We start from the raw sequence: 19,403 nt of genomic DNA on the forward strand, positions 1-19,403 counted from the left end.
GAAATTTTCCGGCTATTTTGTATGATCTTGATGCATACCAAAGTTGGCTCTGCGATAATTCTGTGTATTTTGTACATCCACAACAATAAAAATTCGAGCACACCCTCGCTTGCGCAATACATGGGTAGCAGATAACATGCTGACAGCAAATAAGCACGCTCGTTCGAAAATCTTCAGAAAGTGAAAAAAGCCATGACACAAAGCATACTTGAACAGTACGGCCCACGCGACGCAATGGAATATGACGTCGTCGTCGTCGGCGGCGGACCCGCTGGCCTGTCAGCTGCCATCAAGCTGAAGCAACTGGCCGCAGAAAAAGGCTCGGAAGTCTCAGTCTGCGTACTGGAAAAAGGTGGCGAGCCTGGTGCCCATATCTTGTCTGGCGCAGTCATGGACCCAAAAGCGCTGACTGAACTCTTTCCGAACTGGAAGGAAATGGGTGCACCTTTAAATACAGAGGTTACTGAAGACCGTGTATTGATTTTGACTGAGAACAGCGCCTATCGCACTCCCAACTGGATGTTGCCGGCCTGCTTCGAAAATCATGGCAACTACATCGTTTCCCTGGCCAATGTTACTCGTTGGCTGGGTCAGCAGGCCGAAGCATTGGGCGTAGAGGTATTCCCTGGCTTTGCTGCAGCAGAAGTCTTGTACAACGATGATGGCTCCGTCAAAGGCGTAGCGACCGGCAATATGGGGGTAGACCGTCATGGCCAGCCCTCTTCTTCTTTCCAGCTTGGCATGGAGTTGCATGCAAAGTACACCTTGTTTGCTGAAGGCGCACGCGGTCACCTGGGCAAACAAGTCATTGCCAAGTATGACTTAAATAAGGGTAAAGACCCGCAATCCTATGGCATAGGGATCAAGGAATTATGGGAAATCGATCCCAAGCAGCACAAACAAGGCCTGGTCGTGCATACGACTGGCTGGCCTTTGATGGACCAGTACAGCGGCTCTTTCCTGTATCACCTGGAAGATAATCTGGTGGCAGTTGGTTATGTGGTTGGACTTGCTTATGAAAACCCTTATCTGTCGCCTTACGAAGAATTCCAGCGCTTCAAGACCCACCCTGCAATTCGCACTTTCTTTGAAGGCGGCAAACGTGTTTCTTATGGCGCAAGAGCAATTACTGCTGGCGGTTTGCAATCACTGCCTAAACTGGTGTTCCCGGGTGGTGCATTGATAGGATGTGATGCTGGCTTCTTGAACATGAGCCGTATCAAGGGTAGCCATGCCGCAATCAAGACCGGCATGCTGGCTGCTACAGCAGCTTTTGAAGCCGTATCTGCCAACCGTCAGCATGATGAACTGAGCGCTTATTCGACCTCCTTTGAGCAATCCTGGCTTCATGAAGAGTTGTATACTGCACGCAATGTCAAAGCTTTGCTCAAGCGCGGCACTTATGGATCACCGCTGGTGTGGCTGGATCAGGTAGTATTACGCGGCAAGGCGCCCTGGACTCTGCGTCACAACAAGGCAGATCATGAATGTCTTCGACCTGCTTCGGAATTTACACCTATCGTTTATCCCAAGCCAGATGGCAAACTGACTTTTGATCGTTTGTCCTCAGTTTTTATCTCGAATACCAATCACGCTGAAGACCAGCCTATTCATCTGACTTTGAAAAATGCCGATGTACCTGTATCCATTAACCTGGCAAAATTTGCCGGGCCTGAGGCACGCTACTGCCCGGCGGGTGTGTATGAATTTGTGAAGAACGAAGAAGGTGCAGACCGCTTGCAAATCAATGCGCAAAACTGCGTGCATTGCAAAACCTGCGATATCAAGGACCCAACGCAGAATATCGTCTGGGTGACGCCTGAAGGTGGCGGAGGACCAAATTATCCAAACATGTAGTCGAAGTCCTGATTGAGCTACTGCGCAGTGCGATTTTGAGCCTGCGATGCTCGTCGTACGTATGTACGACTGCGCTTCTTAACTCAAACTAGCCCTGCTCGCTACGCTTACTCAGGACTTCGTGAAATGCAACATGCATTTCCTGTTTTGGACGAGATTCCAATATAAAAAGCCGCTGATCAGCGGCTTTTGTTTTAAATTCATTTATAGTTTCTTTGCATCAAAATCGGCATCTACCAACCAGCGATCACCACTTGCCAGCGAGAATTTTCTCCAGCCAGAATGTACCTATGACGGTCTTCACATCAGTGATCTGACCGGATTTGATCCAGTCCATCATTTCTGGCAGTGTGGCGGTGAAGACTTCGAGGAATTCTTCCTCGTCGAGTGCGGCCTGCCCTGCTGTCAAACCCTTGGCCAGGTAGATGTCCAGATGTTCGTCTGAATAAGCAATGGCGTTGTGTATAGTGCAGACGAAAGACCAGTCGCTCGCAGTATAGCCGGTTTCTTCACGCAACTCGCGCTGGGCGCAGAGCAAGGGGTCTTCACCGGCGTCTATCTTGCCAGCCGGGAACTCAATGAAGACTTGATGCAAAGGATATCGGAACTGCTTTTCCAGCAAGATGCGGCCATCATCAAACAAGGGAATGATAACCACAGCACCAGGGTGGCGTATGTATTCGCGGGTGGCAGTCTGCCCATCTGGCAAAGATACAACATCTTTATCCACTTTGAGAAAACTGCCTTCATACACCAGCTCACTGCTGAGTTGTCGCTCTTGCAAATCCAGTTCAGTGGTGACTTGCTCAGCCATGATGATGTTTCAGGTAGCGAAAAACAAAGCCTGGGAAAGCCAATACCAGGAACAGACAGGCATTGATGGTATAGAATTCCCAGCGTTGCGAGAAGCGGTTGCCAGCAGCAGATTCCAGACCAAAAGCGATGGCACCGACGCAAAAGTACAGGATGATGAGCTCAAAAAGACGCAGCCACAGAGATTTTATAACTGGAGCGGATGTATCCTTCAAGCTTTGAATATGGATCGGCTTTTCAAGCGAGCCATCGCTTGAAGAAAATACCAATCCGTTCGCACGCGGATCTGCAACTGGCAAATCAGTTGTTGGCACATCTCCCGTAGACCCGGAGAACATCGATTTAAGAAATGCGAAGCGGTGCAAAGCAATAATAGCAAAGCAGCGTTCATTCAAAAAAGGCAGGTTGGCAGCAAGCACTGCCAACACAATGATCAACCAGATCGATGCGGAATTTCCCACAGCTTACCGTATCAGTACTTAAGTGTATTTGAGATGGCATTCACGCAGGCCGTCATCAAAGAGCCTGGCATGATACCCAAGACCAGGACGAGTAAGCCGTTCACGCTCAAGACCATACGCATGTCAGGGCTGGCGACGATAGGACTATGGTCCAGTGGTTCATCAAAGTACATCAGCTTGACGACGCGCAGATAATAGAAAGTACCAATCAGTGAGAACAGTACGGCAACTATGGCCAACCACAATTTATCAGTGGACAAAACTGCTTCCAGGACTGACAGCTTGGCGTAGAAACCCATCATTGGCGGGATACCAGCCAGGGAGAACATCAACAACAACATGACAAATGCAAACCAGGGGCTGCGCTTGTTCAAGCCCTTCAAATCTTCGAGGTTCTCTGCTTCAAAGCCTGAGCGTGCCAGCAGCATAATGACACCGAAAGTACCCAGCGTCGTCAATACATAAGTGATGCTATAGAACATGGATGAGCTGTAAGCATCAACTGCTAGCGAAGAATCGCCATTTGCCACACCAGACAGGAGGCCCAGCAACATGAAACCCATTTGCGAAATAGTGGAGTAAGCCAGCATACGCTTGAGATTGGTTTGTGCAATCGCGGTCAGGTTACCTATCGCCATCGACAAGACAGCCAGCACGACCAGCATTTGCTGCCAATCAACAGCCAGCGGAAACAAGCCTTCGACCAGCAAACGGAAAGTGATAGCAAATGCGGCAAGCTTGGGGGCGCCGCCCAATAGCAAAGTCACTGCTGTAGGTGCGCCATGATAAACGTCGGGTACCCACATATGAAAAGGCACAACGCCCAGTTTAAAGGCCAGACCAGCAACCAGGAAAACAATACCGAATACCAGAATGGTTTTGTTAGCAGTCGCAGTGGCAGTTACCTTCACCACTTCACTCAATTGCAACGAACCAGTAGCACCGTACAACATGGAGATGCCATACAACATGAAACCAGAAGCCAGCGCACCGAGAATGAAGTACTTCATTGCTGCTTCAGTGGACGCCGTATGGTTACGACGCAAGGCAACGAGTGCATACAGAGAAAGGGACATCAATTCCAGACCCAGGTAAATCACTAGGAAGTTATTACCGGAAATCATCACCATCTGGCCGAGCAAGGCAAACAGAGCCAATACATAGTATTCGCCACCCAGATGCGTATTCGTCATGGCGCGGTCACTGACGTATTGACGCGAATAAATCAGGGTAACGCCGACGGCGATATAAGAAAACAATTTCAACAGCACTGACATTGGGTCAGAAACAAACATATTATTACTGACGTATTCCGACTTCACCGTATCAGCGAATGCCACAGTCAAGACACCACAGATCGTCACTGCGATTATGCTGAGTGCATAAGTCACATTGCGTTTGCTGTCTGGCAAAAACATATCTATAAGCAAGATGGCACAAATGGCCAGCAGCAAAAAGATTTCAGGAAAAAGTGGTATCAGGTTCATATTATTCATTTTTTACTAGCATTGATCTGCTGCCACAACGGCCCGAAACAGACTGTCGTGGCTTGCGTATCCAAATTCCCGGTCAAGGTGTCAGCTTAGGGACTGCAACATGTTTTAACAGATCAGCTACCGAGACCTGCATTGCATCTGTAAATGGAGCCGGATACAAACCCATCACCAGCACCGCAATCGCCAACACACCCAGCATAAAGAATTCACGTTTATTCAGGTCGCTCAGATGGGCCACATGTTCATTCGTGATATTACCGAACACTACACGCTTAACCATCCACAAGGAGTAGGCTGCGCCAAATATCAGGGCTGTCGCTGCCAGCATGCCTATCCAAAAATTGAACTGTACTGCACCCAGTATCACCATGAACTCACCAACGAAACCGGATGTTGCCGGCAAGCCGCAGTTAGCCATGGAGAACAGCACGAACAAGGCGGCAAACTTGGGCATGGTATGAACCACACCGCCGTAGTCAGCAATTTCGCGGGAGTGTACGCGGTCATACAAGACACCGATACACAGGAACATCGCGCCAGAGATAAAACCGTGAGAAATCATTTGTACGATAGCGCCCTGCACCGACATGTCGTTGAACATGAAGAAACCCAGCGTCACGAAGCCCATGTGGGCAATCGAAGAATATGCCACCAGCTTTTTCATGTCTTTTTGCACCAGTGCCACCAGACCGATATAAATCACAGCAATCAGCGACAGCGTGATCATGAAGCCCGCCATGTAATGGCTGGCGTCAGGCGCAATTGGCAGCGAGAAACGCAGGAAGCCATAGGCACCCAGTTTCAGCATGATAGCGGCCAGTACAACTGAACCACCAGTAGGCGCTTCCACGTGAGCATCTGGCAACCAGGTATGCACCGGCCACATTGGAACCTTGACTGCGAACGCCATCAGGAAGGCGCAGAAAATCATGATCTGGGTAGTCAAAGGCAAAGGCAATTTGTGCCATGCCAAGATGTCAAAAGAATGACCGGCTTTCAGGTACAGGTAAATGATGGCAATCAGCGTCAGCAAGGAACCCATCAATGTGTACAGGAAAAACTTGAATGCAGCATATACGCGATTCGGTCCACCCCAGACACCAACGATGATGTACATGGGGATCAGCGTGGCTTCGAAGAAGACATAGAACAACATGCCATCAGTTGCGCAGAACACGCCTATCATCAAACCGGACAAAATCAGGAAAGCACCCATGTACTGGGAAACTTGCTTTTCTATGACTTCCCAGGCGGCTATTACCACGATCACAGTGATAAAGGCAGTCAAAGGCACCAGCCACAAAGAGATACCGTCGATACCCAGTGAATAAAACACATTGAAGCGCTCTATCCAGGCGTGTTTTTCAACAAACTGCATGCCATGAGCTGCATTGTCAAAAAGTTTAATCAATGGCAGCGTCACAATGAAGCTGCAGATGGAGCCGACAAGGGCAACACCACGCACCAAAGCGGGATTATCATCGCGACCAAAGGCCAGTATGAAGATACCGAAAACAATCGGCAACCAGATCGCGAGGCTAAGTAGAGTAGAAGTTGACTGCATAATAATTATCTTTTTATAGCCGTGGTCACTTATTTAGCAAAGGGAAACAGCACTGTGTAAGCCAGGAAACCCATTACGCCGAGTATCATCACAAATGCATAGTGATAGATATAACCACTCTGCAAATGACGTATCAATCTTGAGACCCAGCCAACCAATTTCGCGCTGCCGTTAACAAGCAGGCCATCAATGAGACCTTTGTCACCGATGTTCCACAAACCACCGCCGAGCATGCGTGCACCACCTGCAAATACGATCTCATTAAAACGATCCAGGTAGTATTTATTTTCAAGTAAGGTGTACAGAGGGCTAACGGCTTTCTTGATGGCTGCAGGAATACCTGGTTTGACCATGTAGAACACATAGGCAGTCACAACACCCGCAACCGCCAGCCAGAATGGCGCAGTCGTGAATGAGTGCAAGCCCATGGCGCCAGCACCGTGGAACTCTTCCTTGAGCACTTTCATGGCGTGATGTGCATCATTGACAAAAATAACTCCATCGAAAAAGCTGCCGTACAACATAGGTTTGATAGCAATCGCACCAATAACTAGCGAAGGAATCGCCAACAAAACCAAAGGCAACCAAACTACCATCGGAGACTCATGCGGCTTTTGACCAGGAGCAAGACCATGGTGATGATCGTCATGATGGTCATCAGCAGCATGGTGATCATCATGTGCATGTGCCTTGCCAAAATTTTCCTTTCCATGGAAGACCAGGAAATACATGCGGAAGGAATAGAATGCCGTCACAAACACGCCTGCAAGCACAGCAAACTGAGCAAAACCTGCCCCAGGCAAATTGCTGAGCTGCACTGCTTCGATAATACTGTCCTTGGAATAGAAACCGGACAGGAAAGGTGTCCCTATCAATGCGAGGGAACCAATCAGGGATGTCAGCCAGGTGATACGCATGTACTTCCACAAGCCGCCCATGTTACGGATGTCTTGATCATGGTGCATACCGATAATCACTGAACCGGCACCAAGGAACAACAGCGCTTTAAAGAAAGCATGTGTCATCAGATGGAATACCGCCACCGAGTAGGCAGAAGCACCCAGTGCCACTGTCATGTAACCCAGTTGCGACAGTGTGGAGTACGCTACCACACGTTTGATATCGTTCTGAATAATGCCCATGAAACCCATGAACAGCGCAGTAATCGCACCAATGACCAGGATGAAAGACAAAGCCGTGTCAGACAACTCAAACAATGGCGACATGCGCGCTACCATGAAGATACCCGCAGTCACCATGGTCGCCGCGTGGATCAGTGCAGAAATCGGGGTTGGGCCTTCCATCGAATCTGGCAGCCAGACATGCAAAGGGAATTGTGCTGATTTACCCATGGCACCGATAAACAGACAGATACAGGCAACTGTAATCAACATCCAGTCAGTATGCGGCAACAACATGGTTGCCAATTCATTTTTCTTGGCAAACACTTCGACATAATTCATGGAGCCGGTATTCGCTACCAGCAAGCCGATCCCGAGAATGAAACCAAAGTCACCGACACGGTTGACCAGGAAGGCCTTCATGTTGGCGTAAATAGCCGTCGGTTTGGTGTACCAGAAACCGATGAGCAAATAAGAAACCAGACCCACAGCTTCCCAGCCAAAGAACAATTGCAGGAAGTTGTTGCTCATGACCAGCATCAGCATGGCGAAGGTGAACAAGGAGATATACGAGAAGAAACGGTTATAGCCCTCGTCTTCTGCCATATAGCCTATGGTGTAGATATGCACCATCAGCGACACAAAGGTCACGACGCACATCATCATTGCCGTCAGGTTATCGACCATGAAGCCGACTTCCAGCTTCATGTTACCAACCTTCATCCATTGATATAAGGTCGCGTTATAAGTCTCAGCGCCACCCATCAAGGCAGACAAGGTCATGCAAGAAATGATCAATGCAATCAGTACACCAAGTATGGTCACTGTATGCGAGACCTTACGGCCAACCACATTGCCGAAAAACTTCGTTCCTAGCAAGCCTGCAATAGCAGACCCTACCAGGGGCGCCAGTGGTACTGCCAATAATAATTGTGGGTTAAGTTGCCCCGCCATGATGACCCTTTGTTAGCTTTATTACTTTTCTAAATCGCCAGCGTATACCGGAATGTCGTGAATCACGACATTCCGCACCATTAACCTTATTAACCTTTTAATGCATCCAGATCTTCGACATTGATAGTGTCCAGATTACGGAACAAGACCACCAGTATCGCCAGACCTATTGCTGACTCAGCAGCAGCAACGGTAAGGATAAAGAATACAAATACCTGCCCTGCCGCATCACCCAGGTAATAGGAGAACGCGATGAAATTGATATTCACAGCCAGCAACATCAATTCAATCGCCATCAGCAAGACGATGATGTTTTTACGATTGAGGAAAATACCGACGATGGAAATCGCAAACAGGATTGCGCCCAAAATCAGGTAGTGCGTTAAACTCAAAGTCAAAGCCATTTAAGCCTCCTCCTGCTTTACAGTTGCTGCCGCAGCAGTTGCATTATTCTCAGCGCGCTCAGATTCAGCTTTCATGCTGACGATGCGGATACGGTCCTTGGCTTTCACTTTAACTGCCGCTGCCGGGTCAAAATACTTGCTGTCTTTGCGACGACGCAAAGTCAATGCAACCGCGGCAATGATAGCCAGCAACAAAATGGCTGCAGCGACTTCAAAAGCCAATTGATAATTCGTGAAAATCTCTATACCCAGATACTTGGTATCACCTATCTTGTCAGCTGCAGCTGGAACATGATTGTCTGGACGCAGGAAACCGCGCCACAACACTGCCGCCATTTCAAGCACGATCACGCCGCCAACAACGGCTGCCAGTGGAAAATGGCTCCAAAACCCCTCCCTGAGTTTGTCGAGATTAATATCCAGCATCATCACCACAAACAGGAACAGCACCATGACTGCGCCGACATATACCAGCACCAGGACGATGGCCAGGAATTCGGCCTTCAGCAACATCCAGATACCAGCGGCATTGAAAAAGGTCAGGACCAGGAACAAGGCTGCATGCACAGGATTACGTGCAGAAATGACCTGGATCGCAGCGATTATCATGATCGCCGAGAAAACATAAAATAAAACGGTAGTAAATTCCATATCGAACCAGATCCAGTTAGCGGTATGTGGCATCAGCGGCACGTGCTGCTGCAATTTGTGTCTCGTAACGATCACCTACGGCCAGCAACATCTCTTTGGTGAAATACAGATCGCCGCGTTTTTCACCGTGATATTCCAGTACATGGGTTTCCACGATGGAATCAACCGGGCAAGACTCTTCGCAGAAACCGCAGAAGATGCACTTGGTCAGGTCAATGTCATAACGGGTAGTACGACGAGTACCGTCAGCACGCTGATCAGATTCGATCGTAATCGCCATCGCCGGGCACACTGCTTCACACAATTTACAGGCGATGCAGCGTTCTTCCCCATTTGGGTAGCGACGCAGGGCGTGAAGACCGCGGAAACGTGGTGACTGCGGTGTTTTTTCCTCAGGAAATTGCACCGTAATCTTGCGGGCGAACATATAGCGTCCTGTCAGGGCCAGGCCCTTGATCAGTTCACGCAGCATCAGGCTGCCAAAAAAATCCTTGATTGCTTCCATTTTTTTAGCCTCTTACTTCCAAATATTCCATGGAGATTGTATCCATGCTGCGACGATAACCAGATATACCAGAGTCATCGGGATAAATACCTTCCAGCCCAAGCGCATGATCTGATCATATCGATAGCGTGGGAAGGATGCGCGCGCCCAGATAAACATGGAAACCACAACAAAAGTCTTGATGCCAAGCCAGATCCAGCCAGGAATAAAATCCAGGAAGCTGAACGGTGCAGACCAGCCACCGAGGAACATCAGGGATGCCATGGCTGAGATCAAAATCATGTTGGCGTATTCAGCCAGGAAGAACATGGCGAAAGACATACCAGAGTATTCAACCATGTGACCGGCAACGATCTCGGACTCGCCCTCCACCACGTCAAACGGATGACGATTGGTTTCAGCAATACCAGAAATCACATACACGACAAACATAGGCAGCAGAGGCAACCAGTTCCAGGAAAACAGATTGAAACCATGGCTGGCAGCAAAGCCTGTAGTTTGCGCATTGACGATATCAGTCATGTTCAGACTGCCAGATACCATCAGTACGATGACCAGTACGAAGCCCATGGCGATTTCATACGACACCATCTGTGCAGATGCACGCATGGCACCAAGGAAAGCATACTTGGAATTGGATGCCCAACCAGCGATGATGATGCCGTAGACTTCCATCGAAGTGATCGCCATGATCAGCAGCAATCCGGCATTCACGTTTGCCAATACAGTTTCAGGGCCGAAAGGAATCACTGACCAAGCTGCCAGCGCAGGCATGATGGTCATGATAGGCGCCAGCACGAACAAGACTTTATTTGCCTTGGCCGGTATGATGATTTCTTTAAGCAGCAATTTCAACGCATCGGCGATAGGTTGCAGCAAACCTGCAGGACCTACACGATTCGGGCCAAGACGAATGTGCATCCAGCCTATCATCTTGCGTTCCCACAAGGTCAGGTAGGCTACGCAACCCATTACTGGCAAAGTAATGCAAACGATCTTGATCAGTGTCCACAATGGCAACCACAAGGCGCCAAGGTAGTGCTGACCCAATTCTTGGATAGAGAGCAGCAAATTCATTATGCACGCTCCAGTTTGATGGCACCGAACATGCCGTCCAGATTACTTGTCAGGCTATGGCCTGCAGCAATCCTGACTACATTATCAGGCAAGGATTTATCGATTCCAACAGGGATCAGGGTAGAACCTGTCTTGCTCAGTCTGACCATGTCACCTTCGGCGATACCGAGTTTGCTGGCATCAGCGGAGCTGATCCATGCTTGCGGTGCGCGGGCATCGGCTGTCAGTTGCAGGGACTCTGCACGGCGTACGATCGCATCTGTGCTGTAAATGCCAACATCCGCAATACGCTCCATGCCTGCAGCAGCATTGGTAGAAACCACTGGAGCCAGTTTGGCCAGGTTATTCAATTGCGTCGTCAGGTCAGCTTGCGTCAATACTGTTGCACGCACCGCTTCTGCTGTTTCAAAATCAAAGTTTTCCAGGCCCAGCAAATTGCCGAGTACACGCAAGACTTTCCATGCCGGACGGGTATCGCCCAGAGGCTTGACCACACCATGGAAGCTTTGTGCGCGGCCTTCGCAGTTCACAAAAGTACCAGATGTCTCTGTGTAAGGAGAAACTGGCAGCAGGACATCTGCATATTCTGCACCATGCTTGAATGGTGACATGACGACGACCATTTCAGCATTATCCAATGCTGCTTTGGCTTGTACCGGATGTGCGCTGTCAAGCAAAGGCTCGGCGTGCAAAACGATGTAGGCTTTTTTGGCTTCCGTGAATACTGGCTTGGCATTATTGGCAGGAATGGCATTTGCCAGGTAGCCGCCAACTGTGTTTGCTGCTTCTGTCAAATAACCGAAATCACTACCTGTGTTTTCAGCTATCCATTGTGCCAAGGCGTGCAATTGCGATGCTTCTGGATGGTAAGACGCTGTGTTACCGAGGAAAACACCCGATTTGCCAACCAACAGGCTAGCCGCAATTGCTTCTGCTTTGGCAGATACCTGTACTGCTTCAAAACCAGCAGGTTTGGCGATTTCTTTTTTAGCCGCGATAGCAACCGCAACCTCTGCCAGGAAGGCTATCCATAGCGATGGTGCGACGACTGCATTGTTTGCCAGTTTGATCAGCAATTCATCATTCGTTGCGTTCAGGATGCTGAGCTTGGCACCCATTTTTACGGATTGACGCAGACGCGCTGCCAGCAAAGGATGGTCTTTACGCAGGAAAGAACCAATCACGAAAACATTTTTCAACTGACCAAACCTGGCGATGCTGGTGCCCAGCCAAGGCTTGACAGAAGAATTCAAAGTGAAGTCAGACTGGCGCAGACGGAAATCAATATTGTCTGAACCCAGACCACGTACTACGCGTTGCAACAACGCCAGTTCTTCCAGAGTGGAGCTAGGTGCAGCAACAGCGGCGATAGCATCAGCACCATGCTCATGCTTGACGTTACGCAACCCATGCGCAACGTATTCGAGCGCTGTTTGCCAGTCAGTTTCCTGCCATTGACCGCCCTGCTTGATCATGGGCTTGGTCAGGCGTTCGGTACTATTCAGTGCTTCATAAGAGAAACGGTCTTTATCAGAAATCCAGCATTCATTGATTTCTTCATTTTCCAGAGGCACTACGCGCATGACCTTGTTGTTCTTGACCTGAACAATCAGGTTGGAACCCAGGCCATCATGGGCGCTGACCGATTTACGACGTGACAATTCCCAGGTGCGGGCAGAATAACGGAAAGGCTTGGATGTCAGTGCGCCTACTGGACACAGATCGATCATATTGCCTGACAGTTCAGAATCAACCGTTTTGCCGACGAAGGAAGTGATTTCAGAATGTTCGCCACGGTTGAGCATGCCCAGTTCCATGACGCCAGCAATTTCCTGGCCAAAACGAACGCAACGCGTGCAGTGTATGCAACGGCTCATTTCTTCCATGGATACCAGTGGACCTACGTCCTTGTGGAATACCACGCGTTTTTCTTCTTCGTAACGGGATGCAGTGCCACCATAACCAACAGCCAGATCCTGCAACTGGCATTCACCGCCTTGATCGCAGATAGGACAATCCAGTGGGTGATTGATGAGCAAAAATTCCATCACTGCTTTTTGTGCTTTTACTGCCTTGTCGCTGGAAGAACGGACGATCATGCCCGCTGTCACAGGTGTGGCGCAGGCAGGCAAAGGCTTCGGTGCTTTTTCAACCTCGACCAGACACATGCGGCAGTTGGCCGCAATAGATAATTTTTTGTGATAGCAAAAGTGCGGGATGTAGGTGCCAAGTTTATTGGCAGCGTCCATCACCATACTGCCCTCTTGGACTTCAACTTTTTTGCCGTCTATTTCGATTTCAACCATGGTCTACTCTAAGTGTGCTAACCGAAGCTGGCTTACATGTAAGTGGGCACCAAGCAATGCTTATGCTCGATGTGATATTCAAATTCTTCGCGGAAATTCTTGATCATTGCGCGTACAGGCATCGCAGCTGCATCGCCCAGAGCGCAAATCGTTTTGCCCTGAATATTGTCAGCGATGGAGTTCAGCATATCCAAATCATCCGGACGGCCATGACCATGTTCTATCCTGTGTACCATGCGATACAACCAGCCAGTTCCTTCACGGCAAGGTGTGCACTGACCACAAGATTCTTCAAAATAGAAATAAGACAGGCGCAACAGTGATTTCACCATGCAGCGTGTTTCATCCATGACGATGACGGCACCAGAACCCAGCATGGACCCAGCCTTGGCGATGGAGTCATAGTCCATGTCAGTCGCCATCATGACTTCACCAGTCAATACCGGCATGGATGAGCCACCAGGAATAACTGCCTTGATTTTTTTACCGTCACGCATGCCGCCAGCCAGTTCCAGTAAGGTGGCAAACGGTGTGCCCATAGGCACCTCATAATTACCTGGCTTTGCGACGTCGCCAGACATGGAAAAAATCTTGGTGCCGCCATTATTTGGCTTGCCCAGCGCAGCGTATTTTTCACCGCCCATGGCAAACACAAAAGGCACAGCTGCAAAAGTCTCAGTGTTATTGATCGTGGTTGGCTTACCATACAAACCAAAGCTTGCAGGGAAAGGCGGCTTGAAGCGTGGCTGCCCTTTCTTGCCTTCCAGCGATTCCAGCAAGGCTGTTTCTTCGCCGCAGATATAGGCACCGTAGCCATGGAAAGCATGCAACTGAAAGTTGAATTCAGAACCGGCAATCTTGTCGCCCAGCATATTGGCGGCACGTGCTTCTTCCAGCGCTTCTTCGAAACGGTCATAGTCGGCAAAAATTTCGCCGTGAATGTAGTTGTAACCCACGGTGATACCCATGGCGTAAGCACCTATGGCCATCCCTTCAATCAGAGCGTGCGGGTTATAACGAATGATGTCACGGTCCTTGAATGTACCAGGCTCGCCCTCATCTGTATTGCAGACCAGATATTTTTGACCAGGAAATTGACGCGGCATGAAGCTCCACTTCAAACCAGTAGGAAAACCCGCACCACCGCGGCCACGCAATGAAGATGCCTTCAACTCAGCAATCACTTGCTCAGGAGGGATTTTTTCATTGAGTATACGCTTCAAAGATTCATAGCCACCACGTGCTACGTAATCTTGCAGATGCCAGTTTTTACCATCCAGGCCCGCCAATATCAAAGGCTTAATATGGCGATTATGCAGACTCGTCATTATTTAACCTCTTTCAATTCATTGACCAGACCGTCAATTTTTTCATTCGACATGAAGCTGCACATACGCTTGTTATTGACCAGCATCACAGGCGCATCACCGCAGGCACCCATGCACTCTCCCTCAACCAGGGTGAACTGGCCATCGGCCGTGGTTTCCCTGTAATCAATACCGAGTTTTTGCTTCAGGTGATGTGCAGCACGTTCACCACCAGACAAGGCGCAAGGCAGATTGGTACAGACCGAAATCTTGAACTTGCCCACCGGTTTGGTGTTGTACATATTGTAGAAAGTCGCTACTTCCTGCACCGCGACCGCCGGCATGCCGATGTAGTCAGCCAGGGTCTGCATGACTTCTGGAGACACCCAGCCAGTTTCATCCTGGGCAATAGCCAATGCGGCCATCACAGCGGACTGGCGCTGGTCAGCCGGGAACTTTGCAAGTTCACGATCAATTTTTTTAAATGCCTGCTCTGATAACACCATAGCTAATGCCTCGATTCGACGCCCTCAGGACGCCGCTTTATCTGTCAATCTCACCAAACACAATATCCTGAGTACCGATGATCGTTACCGCATCAGCAATCATGTGACCTTTTGCCATCTCATCCAAACCCTGCAAATGCGCGAAACCTGGCGCACGGATTTTCAGACGATAAGGCTTGTTAGCACCATCGGACATCAAATAGATACCAAACTCGCCTTTAGGATGCTCAACTGCGGCATACGCTTCGCCAGCAGGAACATGAAAACCTTCGGTGAACAGTTTGAAGTGATGGATGAGTTCTTCCATATTCGACTTCATGTTCACGCGATGTGGCGGCGCAACCTTGTGGTTATCAGTAATCACCGGACCCTGGTTATTTCTCAGCCATTCAACGCATTGCTTGATGATACGGTTTGACTGGCGCATTTCTTCCACGCGCACCAGATAACGATCATAACTATCGCCATTGACGCCAACTGGAATATCAAAATCCAGCAAGTCATACACTTCATATGGCTGCTTCTTGCGCAAATCCCACTCTATACCGGAACCACGCAACATGGGACCACTAAAGCCCATGGCCATGGCGCGCTCAGGCGACACCACACCTATACCAACCAGACGCTGTTTCCAGATACGGTTGTCGGTCAACAGTGTTTCGTACTCGTCGACATATTTCGGAAAACGGTTGGTGAAGTCTTCAATGAAATCCAACAGGGAACCCTGGCGGTTTTCATTCAGCAACTTCATCGCTTTTTCATTCTTCAAAGCCGATGTCGTAAATTGCGGCATTTGATCCGGCAAGTCACGATAGACACCGCCCGGACGATAGTAAGCCGCATGCAAACGCGCGCCTGAGACTGCTTCATAGCAATCCATCAGGTCTTCACGCTCACGGAAAGCGTACAGGAATACAGCCATCGCCCCCACGTCCAGCGCATGCGCGCCTATCCATAGCAAGTGATTCAGCAGACGCGTGATTTCATCAAACATGACGCGGATGTACTGAGCGCGCAATGGCACTTCCAGACCTAGCATCTTTTCTATGGCCATGACATAGGCATGCTCATTGGCCATCATCGATACATAATCCAGCCTATCCATGTAAGGCACGGATTGCAGGAAAGTTTTTTGCTCTGCCAGCTTTTCAGTCGCACGATGCAAGAGACCAATGTGCGGATCGGCACGTTGTATCACTTCACCGTCAAGCTCCAGCACCAGACGCAACACACCATGCGCAGCAGGATGTTGAGGACCAAAGTTCAGCGTGTAATTCTTAATCTCAGCCATTATTTCATCCCGTAATTTTCTTCACGAATCACACGCGGCACATTTTCGCGTGGTTCTATCGTGACAGGCTGGTAAACGACGCGCTTTTGATCTGCGTCATAACGCATTTCAACATAGCCGGAAACTGGAAAGTCTTTACGGAAAGGATGGCCGATAAAACCATAGTCAGTCAAAATACGGCGCAAGTCATTGTGACCATCGAACAGGATACCGAACAGGTCAAATGCTTCACGCTCATACCAGTTGGCCGCATTCCAGATATCAATCAGCGAAGGTACAACTGGCATTTCATCATCCGGCGCAAACACACGTACGCGCAAACGCCAGTTATGCTTAATTGACAGTAAATGTGAAACGGCAGCATAACGCGCACCTTCCCACAAACCATCTCCGTAGGTAGAATAATCAACACCACACAGGTCGATCAATTCTTCAAAACTGGTCTCCGCATGATCACGCAAAGAACGCATCACATCCAGATAAGCAGTTGCAGAAACCACGATGGTGATTTCACCAAGCGCATTCTTCAAGTCCAGAATACGCTCACCCAAGACATTCTTTACTGCTGCCTCAAGGTTTTCCAGTTTGGTAGTCATAATTTATTATTGCCCCAGCGATCGCGCGATTAACGAGCAATGGTATTGGTACGTTTGATCTTGTTTTGCAACTGTATGATGCCGTACATCAGTGCTTCTGCAGTTGGCGGGCAACCTGGCACGTAAATATCAACAGGCACAATACGGTCACAGCCACGAACCACAGAATACGAATAATGGTAGTAACCACCACCATTGGCGCAAGAACCCATAGAAATAACCCAGCGCGGCTCTGCCATCTGGTCATATACCTTACGCAAAGCAGGCGCCATTTTATTGCACAGCGTGCCGGCAACAATCATGACATCAGACTGACGCGGAGATGGACGAAACACCACACCAAAGCGATCGAGATCATAGCGAGATGCGCCAGCATGCATCATCTCAACCGCACAACAGGCCAGACCAAAAGTCATGGGCCACATGGAGCCGGTACGCGTCCAGTTAATCAGTTTATCGGCTGTTGTCGTAACAAAGCCTTCGTTCAATACACCTTCAATTGACATAATCCATCACTCCCAATCAAGAGCGCCTTTTTTCCAGATGTACCAAAATCCAACAGCAAATTCCAGCACGAAGCCGAGCATTATCAGGAAACCTGTCCAACCCAGGTCACGCATTGCAACACCCCAAGGGAAAAAGAATGCCGTTTCCAGATCGAACAAAATAAACAAAATCGCCACCAAATAGTAGCGCACGTCAAACTTCATGCGCGCATCTTCAAAGGCCTCAAACCCGCATTCGTAAGCAGAATTTTTTTGTGAATCTGGTTTATAGGGAGCAAGAACACGCCCCAAGACTTGCGGCACCACACCAACAGCGATACCAACCAGAATAAAGAGAAGAACTGGGAAATAATTTTCGAGGTTCACGTTAGGCTACCTGTAATTGAATGCCAGATTGAAGCAAGCTATTTCCTAAAACCAAGCACAAGAAACAACTGCTTCCTCGACTGAGCCAGCAAAGAAAACTGACTCTATTTTTATTGGTGCCGACGACGAGACTCGAACTCGTACAGCTTTCGCCACTACCCCCTCAAGATAGCGTGTCTACCAATTTCACCACGTCGGCCTAAGCCCAGCATTCTACTATGTATAGCCCCATTGTTCAACGCGCAATTGCAGCAATTCAATGTTTTTTGCTGAGCAAGATCAATTTATTTTGGAATCTGACCAGCTTGACCAGCGGAGGAAGCTGGAGCAGATGTTGCAGTTGCAGCAGAAGCCGCTGCAGAGCCGGATGCTGGCGCACTTGTAGCAGCGTTAGCAGCAGGCTGAACGACAGTTACACCCTCCATCACGCCACCAGAAGGTTTGCGACCAGTAGTACTAAATATTGCCAAACCAAGTGTTGCCGCGAAAAATATTGCAGCAGCTACCCCTGTGGCTCTGGACATGAAATTGGATGAACCAGTTGCACCAAACAGGCTACCGGAAGCACCCGAACCAAAAGAGGCACCCATGTCAGCACCTTTGCCGTGCTGCAACAAAACCAGAGCAATAATTGCCAATGAAGACAGAATCTGAACAACAATGACCAACGTGTGTAAAGTTTGCATTCAAAACATCCAAGTAAAAATTAAGTATTACAATAAATCAATTAACTAGCTGCGATAATTGCAAGAAAATCTTGCGATTTCAGTGCAGCCCCGCCAATCAAACCACCATCAATATCGGGCATTGCCAACAACTCTTTGGCATTTTCCGGCTTCATACTACCACCATACAAAATCTGTACTGTTTCTGCCGCACCAGCATCACGCGCAGCCACCTGCTGACGCAGGAAATGATGCACTTCCTGTGCCATTTCAGGTGTCGCTGTTTTACCCGTACCTATGGCCCAGACAGGCTCATAGGCAATCACCAGACCATCCAGACTATCCAGCACATCGAGCACGGCATTCAATTGCGCCGCCACAACTGCATTAGTCTGGCCGCTTTCGCGCTGCTCCAGGGTTTCGCCGACGCAAACGACAGGCAAGACACCATGCTTCAACAATTGCTGCGCCTTGTGCGCCACCAGCTCATTTGTCTCAGCATGGTAAGCACGGCGCTCGGAATGCCCGACAATTGCATATTTGCATGCGCAATCCTGCAACATGGAAGCAGAAATTTCACCTGTGTACGCACCATGCGCATGCACAGATACATCTTGCGCACCCCACGAAACAACTGTACCGCCCAACACTTCGGCACATTGCGCGAAATACGGCGCAGGAGCACACACCAGCACATCACATTGCAAACTGGCAGGTAAACCCGCCTTGATTTCAGACAACAATGAACGGTTGGCAGCAAAACTACCATTCATTTTCCAGTTACCGGCTATTAAGGTGCGTCGCATAGTGAGCCAAAATATAAATAACCGTCTATTGTAGCCTTCGCAGCAGACAGGGTCAAACCAGCAAGACCAGTTTTACATGAAGATTTGCTTCAAAGACATAATTACATCAGATATATGAGTAATATGACATCACAAAACATCATCACACCGG

General features: G+C 49.1%; 19 protein-coding genes and 1 tRNA gene. 1 reads left to right on the plus strand and 19 read right to left on the minus strand.

The features are described 5' to 3' along the window. Positions 1-234: 234 nt before the first annotated feature. Positions 235-1,857, plus strand: a complete 1,623-nt coding sequence (locus H8L47_RS03450) for an electron transfer flavoprotein-ubiquinone oxidoreductase (protein ID WP_186952020.1) — start codon at positions 235-237, stop codon at positions 1,855-1,857. Between the two features lie 247 nt (positions 1,858-2,104). On the opposite strand, the gene H8L47_RS03455 is transcribed toward H8L47_RS03450, so the two are convergent. From H8L47_RS03455 to tpiA, 19 genes are all read right to left on the minus strand, one after another. Further along, positions 2,105-2,671 carry an NUDIX domain-containing protein gene (locus H8L47_RS03455; protein ID WP_186951813.1) on the minus strand — a complete coding sequence of 189 codons (567 nt, stop codon included), beginning with the start codon at positions 2,669-2,671 and terminating at the stop codon, positions 2,105-2,107. Then, positions 2,664-3,131: a DUF2818 family protein gene (locus H8L47_RS30425; RefSeq protein ID WP_408057682.1), complete on the minus strand. Its 468-nt coding sequence runs from the start codon at positions 3,129-3,131 to the stop codon at positions 2,664-2,666. Before H8L47_RS30425 ends, H8L47_RS03455 begins: the two co-directional genes overlap by 8 nt. Before the next feature lie 11 nt (positions 3,132-3,142). Further along, positions 3,143-4,627: an NADH-quinone oxidoreductase subunit NuoN gene (gene nuoN / locus H8L47_RS03470; RefSeq protein WP_186951814.1), complete on the minus strand. Its 1,485-nt coding sequence runs from the start codon at positions 4,625-4,627 to the stop codon at positions 3,143-3,145. A gap of 73 nt (positions 4,628-4,700) precedes the next feature. Beyond that, positions 4,701-6,194, minus strand: coding sequence for an NADH-quinone oxidoreductase subunit M (locus H8L47_RS03475; protein WP_186952022.1), 1,494 nt, complete (start codon positions 6,192-6,194; stop codon positions 4,701-4,703). A gap of 26 nt (positions 6,195-6,220) precedes the next feature. Next, positions 6,221-8,266, minus strand: a complete 2,046-nt coding sequence (gene nuoL / locus H8L47_RS03480) for an NADH-quinone oxidoreductase subunit L (protein ID WP_186951815.1) — start codon at positions 8,264-8,266, stop codon at positions 6,221-6,223. Positions 8,267-8,355: 89 nt separating this feature from the next. Next, entirely contained in the window at positions 8,356-8,670 is a 315-nt protein-coding gene (gene nuoK, locus H8L47_RS03485) for an NADH-quinone oxidoreductase subunit NuoK (protein ID WP_186951816.1), read from the minus strand. Beyond that, entirely contained in the window at positions 8,671-9,321 is a 651-nt protein-coding gene (locus tag H8L47_RS03490; RefSeq protein ID WP_186952023.1) for an NADH-quinone oxidoreductase subunit J, read from the minus strand. 16 nt (positions 9,322-9,337) lie between these two features. After that, positions 9,338-9,826, minus strand: coding sequence for an NADH-quinone oxidoreductase subunit NuoI (nuoI, locus tag H8L47_RS03495; protein WP_186951817.1), 489 nt, complete (start codon positions 9,824-9,826; stop codon positions 9,338-9,340). 12 nt (positions 9,827-9,838) lie between these two features. Beyond that, a complete protein-coding gene (nuoH, locus tag H8L47_RS03500) occupies positions 9,839-10,903 on the minus strand; it encodes an NADH-quinone oxidoreductase subunit NuoH (protein ID WP_186951818.1) in 1,065 nt (354 codons plus the stop codon). Continuing rightward, on the minus strand, positions 10,903-13,209 hold the full coding sequence (nuoG, locus tag H8L47_RS03505; protein ID WP_186951819.1) for an NADH-quinone oxidoreductase subunit NuoG: 2,307 nt from the start codon (positions 13,207-13,209) through the stop codon (positions 10,903-10,905). The genes nuoH and nuoG overlap by 1 nt, the downstream gene beginning before the upstream one ends. A gap of 32 nt (positions 13,210-13,241) precedes the next feature. Continuing rightward, positions 13,242-14,537: an NADH-quinone oxidoreductase subunit NuoF gene (gene nuoF / locus H8L47_RS03510; RefSeq protein WP_186951820.1), complete on the minus strand. Its 1,296-nt coding sequence runs from the start codon at positions 14,535-14,537 to the stop codon at positions 13,242-13,244. Continuing rightward, positions 14,537-15,022: an NADH-quinone oxidoreductase subunit NuoE gene (gene nuoE, locus H8L47_RS03515; RefSeq protein ID WP_162041813.1), complete on the minus strand. Its 486-nt coding sequence runs from the start codon at positions 15,020-15,022 to the stop codon at positions 14,537-14,539. Before nuoE ends, nuoF begins: the two co-directional genes overlap by 1 nt. A gap of 37 nt (positions 15,023-15,059) precedes the next feature. Continuing rightward, positions 15,060-16,313, minus strand: a complete 1,254-nt coding sequence (locus H8L47_RS03520) for an NADH-quinone oxidoreductase subunit D (RefSeq protein ID WP_110253968.1) — start codon at positions 16,311-16,313, stop codon at positions 15,060-15,062. Then, entirely contained in the window at positions 16,313-16,909 is a 597-nt protein-coding gene (locus H8L47_RS03525) for an NADH-quinone oxidoreductase subunit C (protein WP_186951821.1), read from the minus strand. Before H8L47_RS03525 ends, H8L47_RS03520 begins: the two co-directional genes overlap by 1 nt. Positions 16,910-16,938: 29 nt before the next feature. Further along, positions 16,939-17,415 carry a NuoB/complex I 20 kDa subunit family protein gene (locus H8L47_RS03530; RefSeq protein WP_110253970.1) on the minus strand — a complete coding sequence of 159 codons (477 nt, stop codon included), beginning with the start codon at positions 17,413-17,415 and terminating at the stop codon, positions 16,939-16,941. A gap of 6 nt (positions 17,416-17,421) precedes the next feature. Next, positions 17,422-17,781, minus strand: a complete 360-nt coding sequence (locus H8L47_RS03535) for an NADH-quinone oxidoreductase subunit A (protein WP_186951822.1) — start codon at positions 17,779-17,781, stop codon at positions 17,422-17,424. A gap of 114 nt (positions 17,782-17,895) precedes the next feature. Next, positions 17,896-17,980 (minus strand) — tRNA-Leu (locus tag H8L47_RS03540). Positions 17,981-18,065: 85 nt separating this feature from the next. Further along, on the minus strand, positions 18,066-18,467 hold the full coding sequence (secG, locus tag H8L47_RS03545) for a preprotein translocase subunit SecG (RefSeq protein WP_186951823.1): 402 nt from the start codon (positions 18,465-18,467) through the stop codon (positions 18,066-18,068). A 41-nt stretch (positions 18,468-18,508) separates the two neighbouring features. Next, positions 18,509-19,252 (minus strand): triose-phosphate isomerase, encoded by a 744-nt coding sequence (gene tpiA, locus H8L47_RS03550; RefSeq protein WP_186951824.1) that lies wholly within the window; start codon positions 19,250-19,252, stop codon positions 18,509-18,511. Between the last annotated feature and the right edge of the window lie 151 nt (positions 19,253-19,403).

The sequence above is a fragment of the Undibacterium umbellatum genome (assembly GCF_014284125.1).
Lineage (GTDB): Bacteria > Pseudomonadota > Gammaproteobacteria > Burkholderiales > Burkholderiaceae_D > Undibacterium > Undibacterium umbellatum.

Coding starts and splice junctions, on each gene's coding strand:
- H8L47_RS03520 (WP_110253968.1), bottom strand. CDS start 16,313: ATGGCTGAGATTAAGAATTACACGCTGAACTTTGGTCCTCAACATCCT.
- nuoE (WP_162041813.1), bottom strand. CDS start 15,022: ATGGTGTTATCAGAGCAGGCATTTAAAAAAATTGATCGTGAACTTGCA.
- H8L47_RS03525 (WP_186951821.1), bottom strand. CDS start 16,909: ATGACTACCAAACTGGAAAACCTTGAGGCAGCAGTAAAGAATGTCTTG.
- tpiA (WP_186951824.1), bottom strand. CDS start 19,252: ATGCGACGCACCTTAATAGCCGGTAACTGGAAAATGAATGGTAGTTTT.
- nuoH (WP_186951818.1), bottom strand. CDS start 10,903: ATGAATTTGCTGCTCTCTATCCAAGAATTGGGTCAGCACTACCTTGGC.
- secG (WP_186951823.1), bottom strand. CDS start 18,467: ATGCAAACTTTACACACGTTGGTCATTGTTGTTCAGATTCTGTCTTCA.
- H8L47_RS03455 (WP_186951813.1), bottom strand. CDS start 2,671: ATGGCTGAGCAAGTCACCACTGAACTGGATTTGCAAGAGCGACAACTC.
- nuoL (WP_186951815.1), bottom strand. CDS start 8,266: ATGGCGGGGCAACTTAACCCACAATTATTATTGGCAGTACCACTGGCG.
- H8L47_RS03450 (WP_186952020.1), top strand. CDS start 235: ATGGAATATGACGTCGTCGTCGTCGGCGGCGGACCCGCTGGCCTGTCA.
- nuoG (WP_186951819.1), bottom strand. CDS start 13,209: ATGGTTGAAATCGAAATAGACGGCAAAAAAGTTGAAGTCCAAGAGGGC.
- nuoN (WP_186951814.1), bottom strand. CDS start 4,627: ATGAATAATATGAACCTGATACCACTTTTTCCTGAAATCTTTTTGCTG.
- H8L47_RS03490 (WP_186952023.1), bottom strand. CDS start 9,321: ATGGAATTTACTACCGTTTTATTTTATGTTTTCTCGGCGATCATGATA.
- nuoK (WP_186951816.1), bottom strand. CDS start 8,670: ATGGCTTTGACTTTGAGTTTAACGCACTACCTGATTTTGGGCGCAATC.
- nuoF (WP_186951820.1), bottom strand. CDS start 14,537: ATGACGAGTCTGCATAATCGCCATATTAAGCCTTTGATATTGGCGGGC.
- nuoI (WP_186951817.1), bottom strand. CDS start 9,826: ATGGAAGCAATCAAGGATTTTTTTGGCAGCCTGATGCTGCGTGAACTG.
- H8L47_RS03530 (WP_110253970.1), bottom strand. CDS start 17,415: ATGTCAATTGAAGGTGTATTGAACGAAGGCTTTGTTACGACAACAGCC.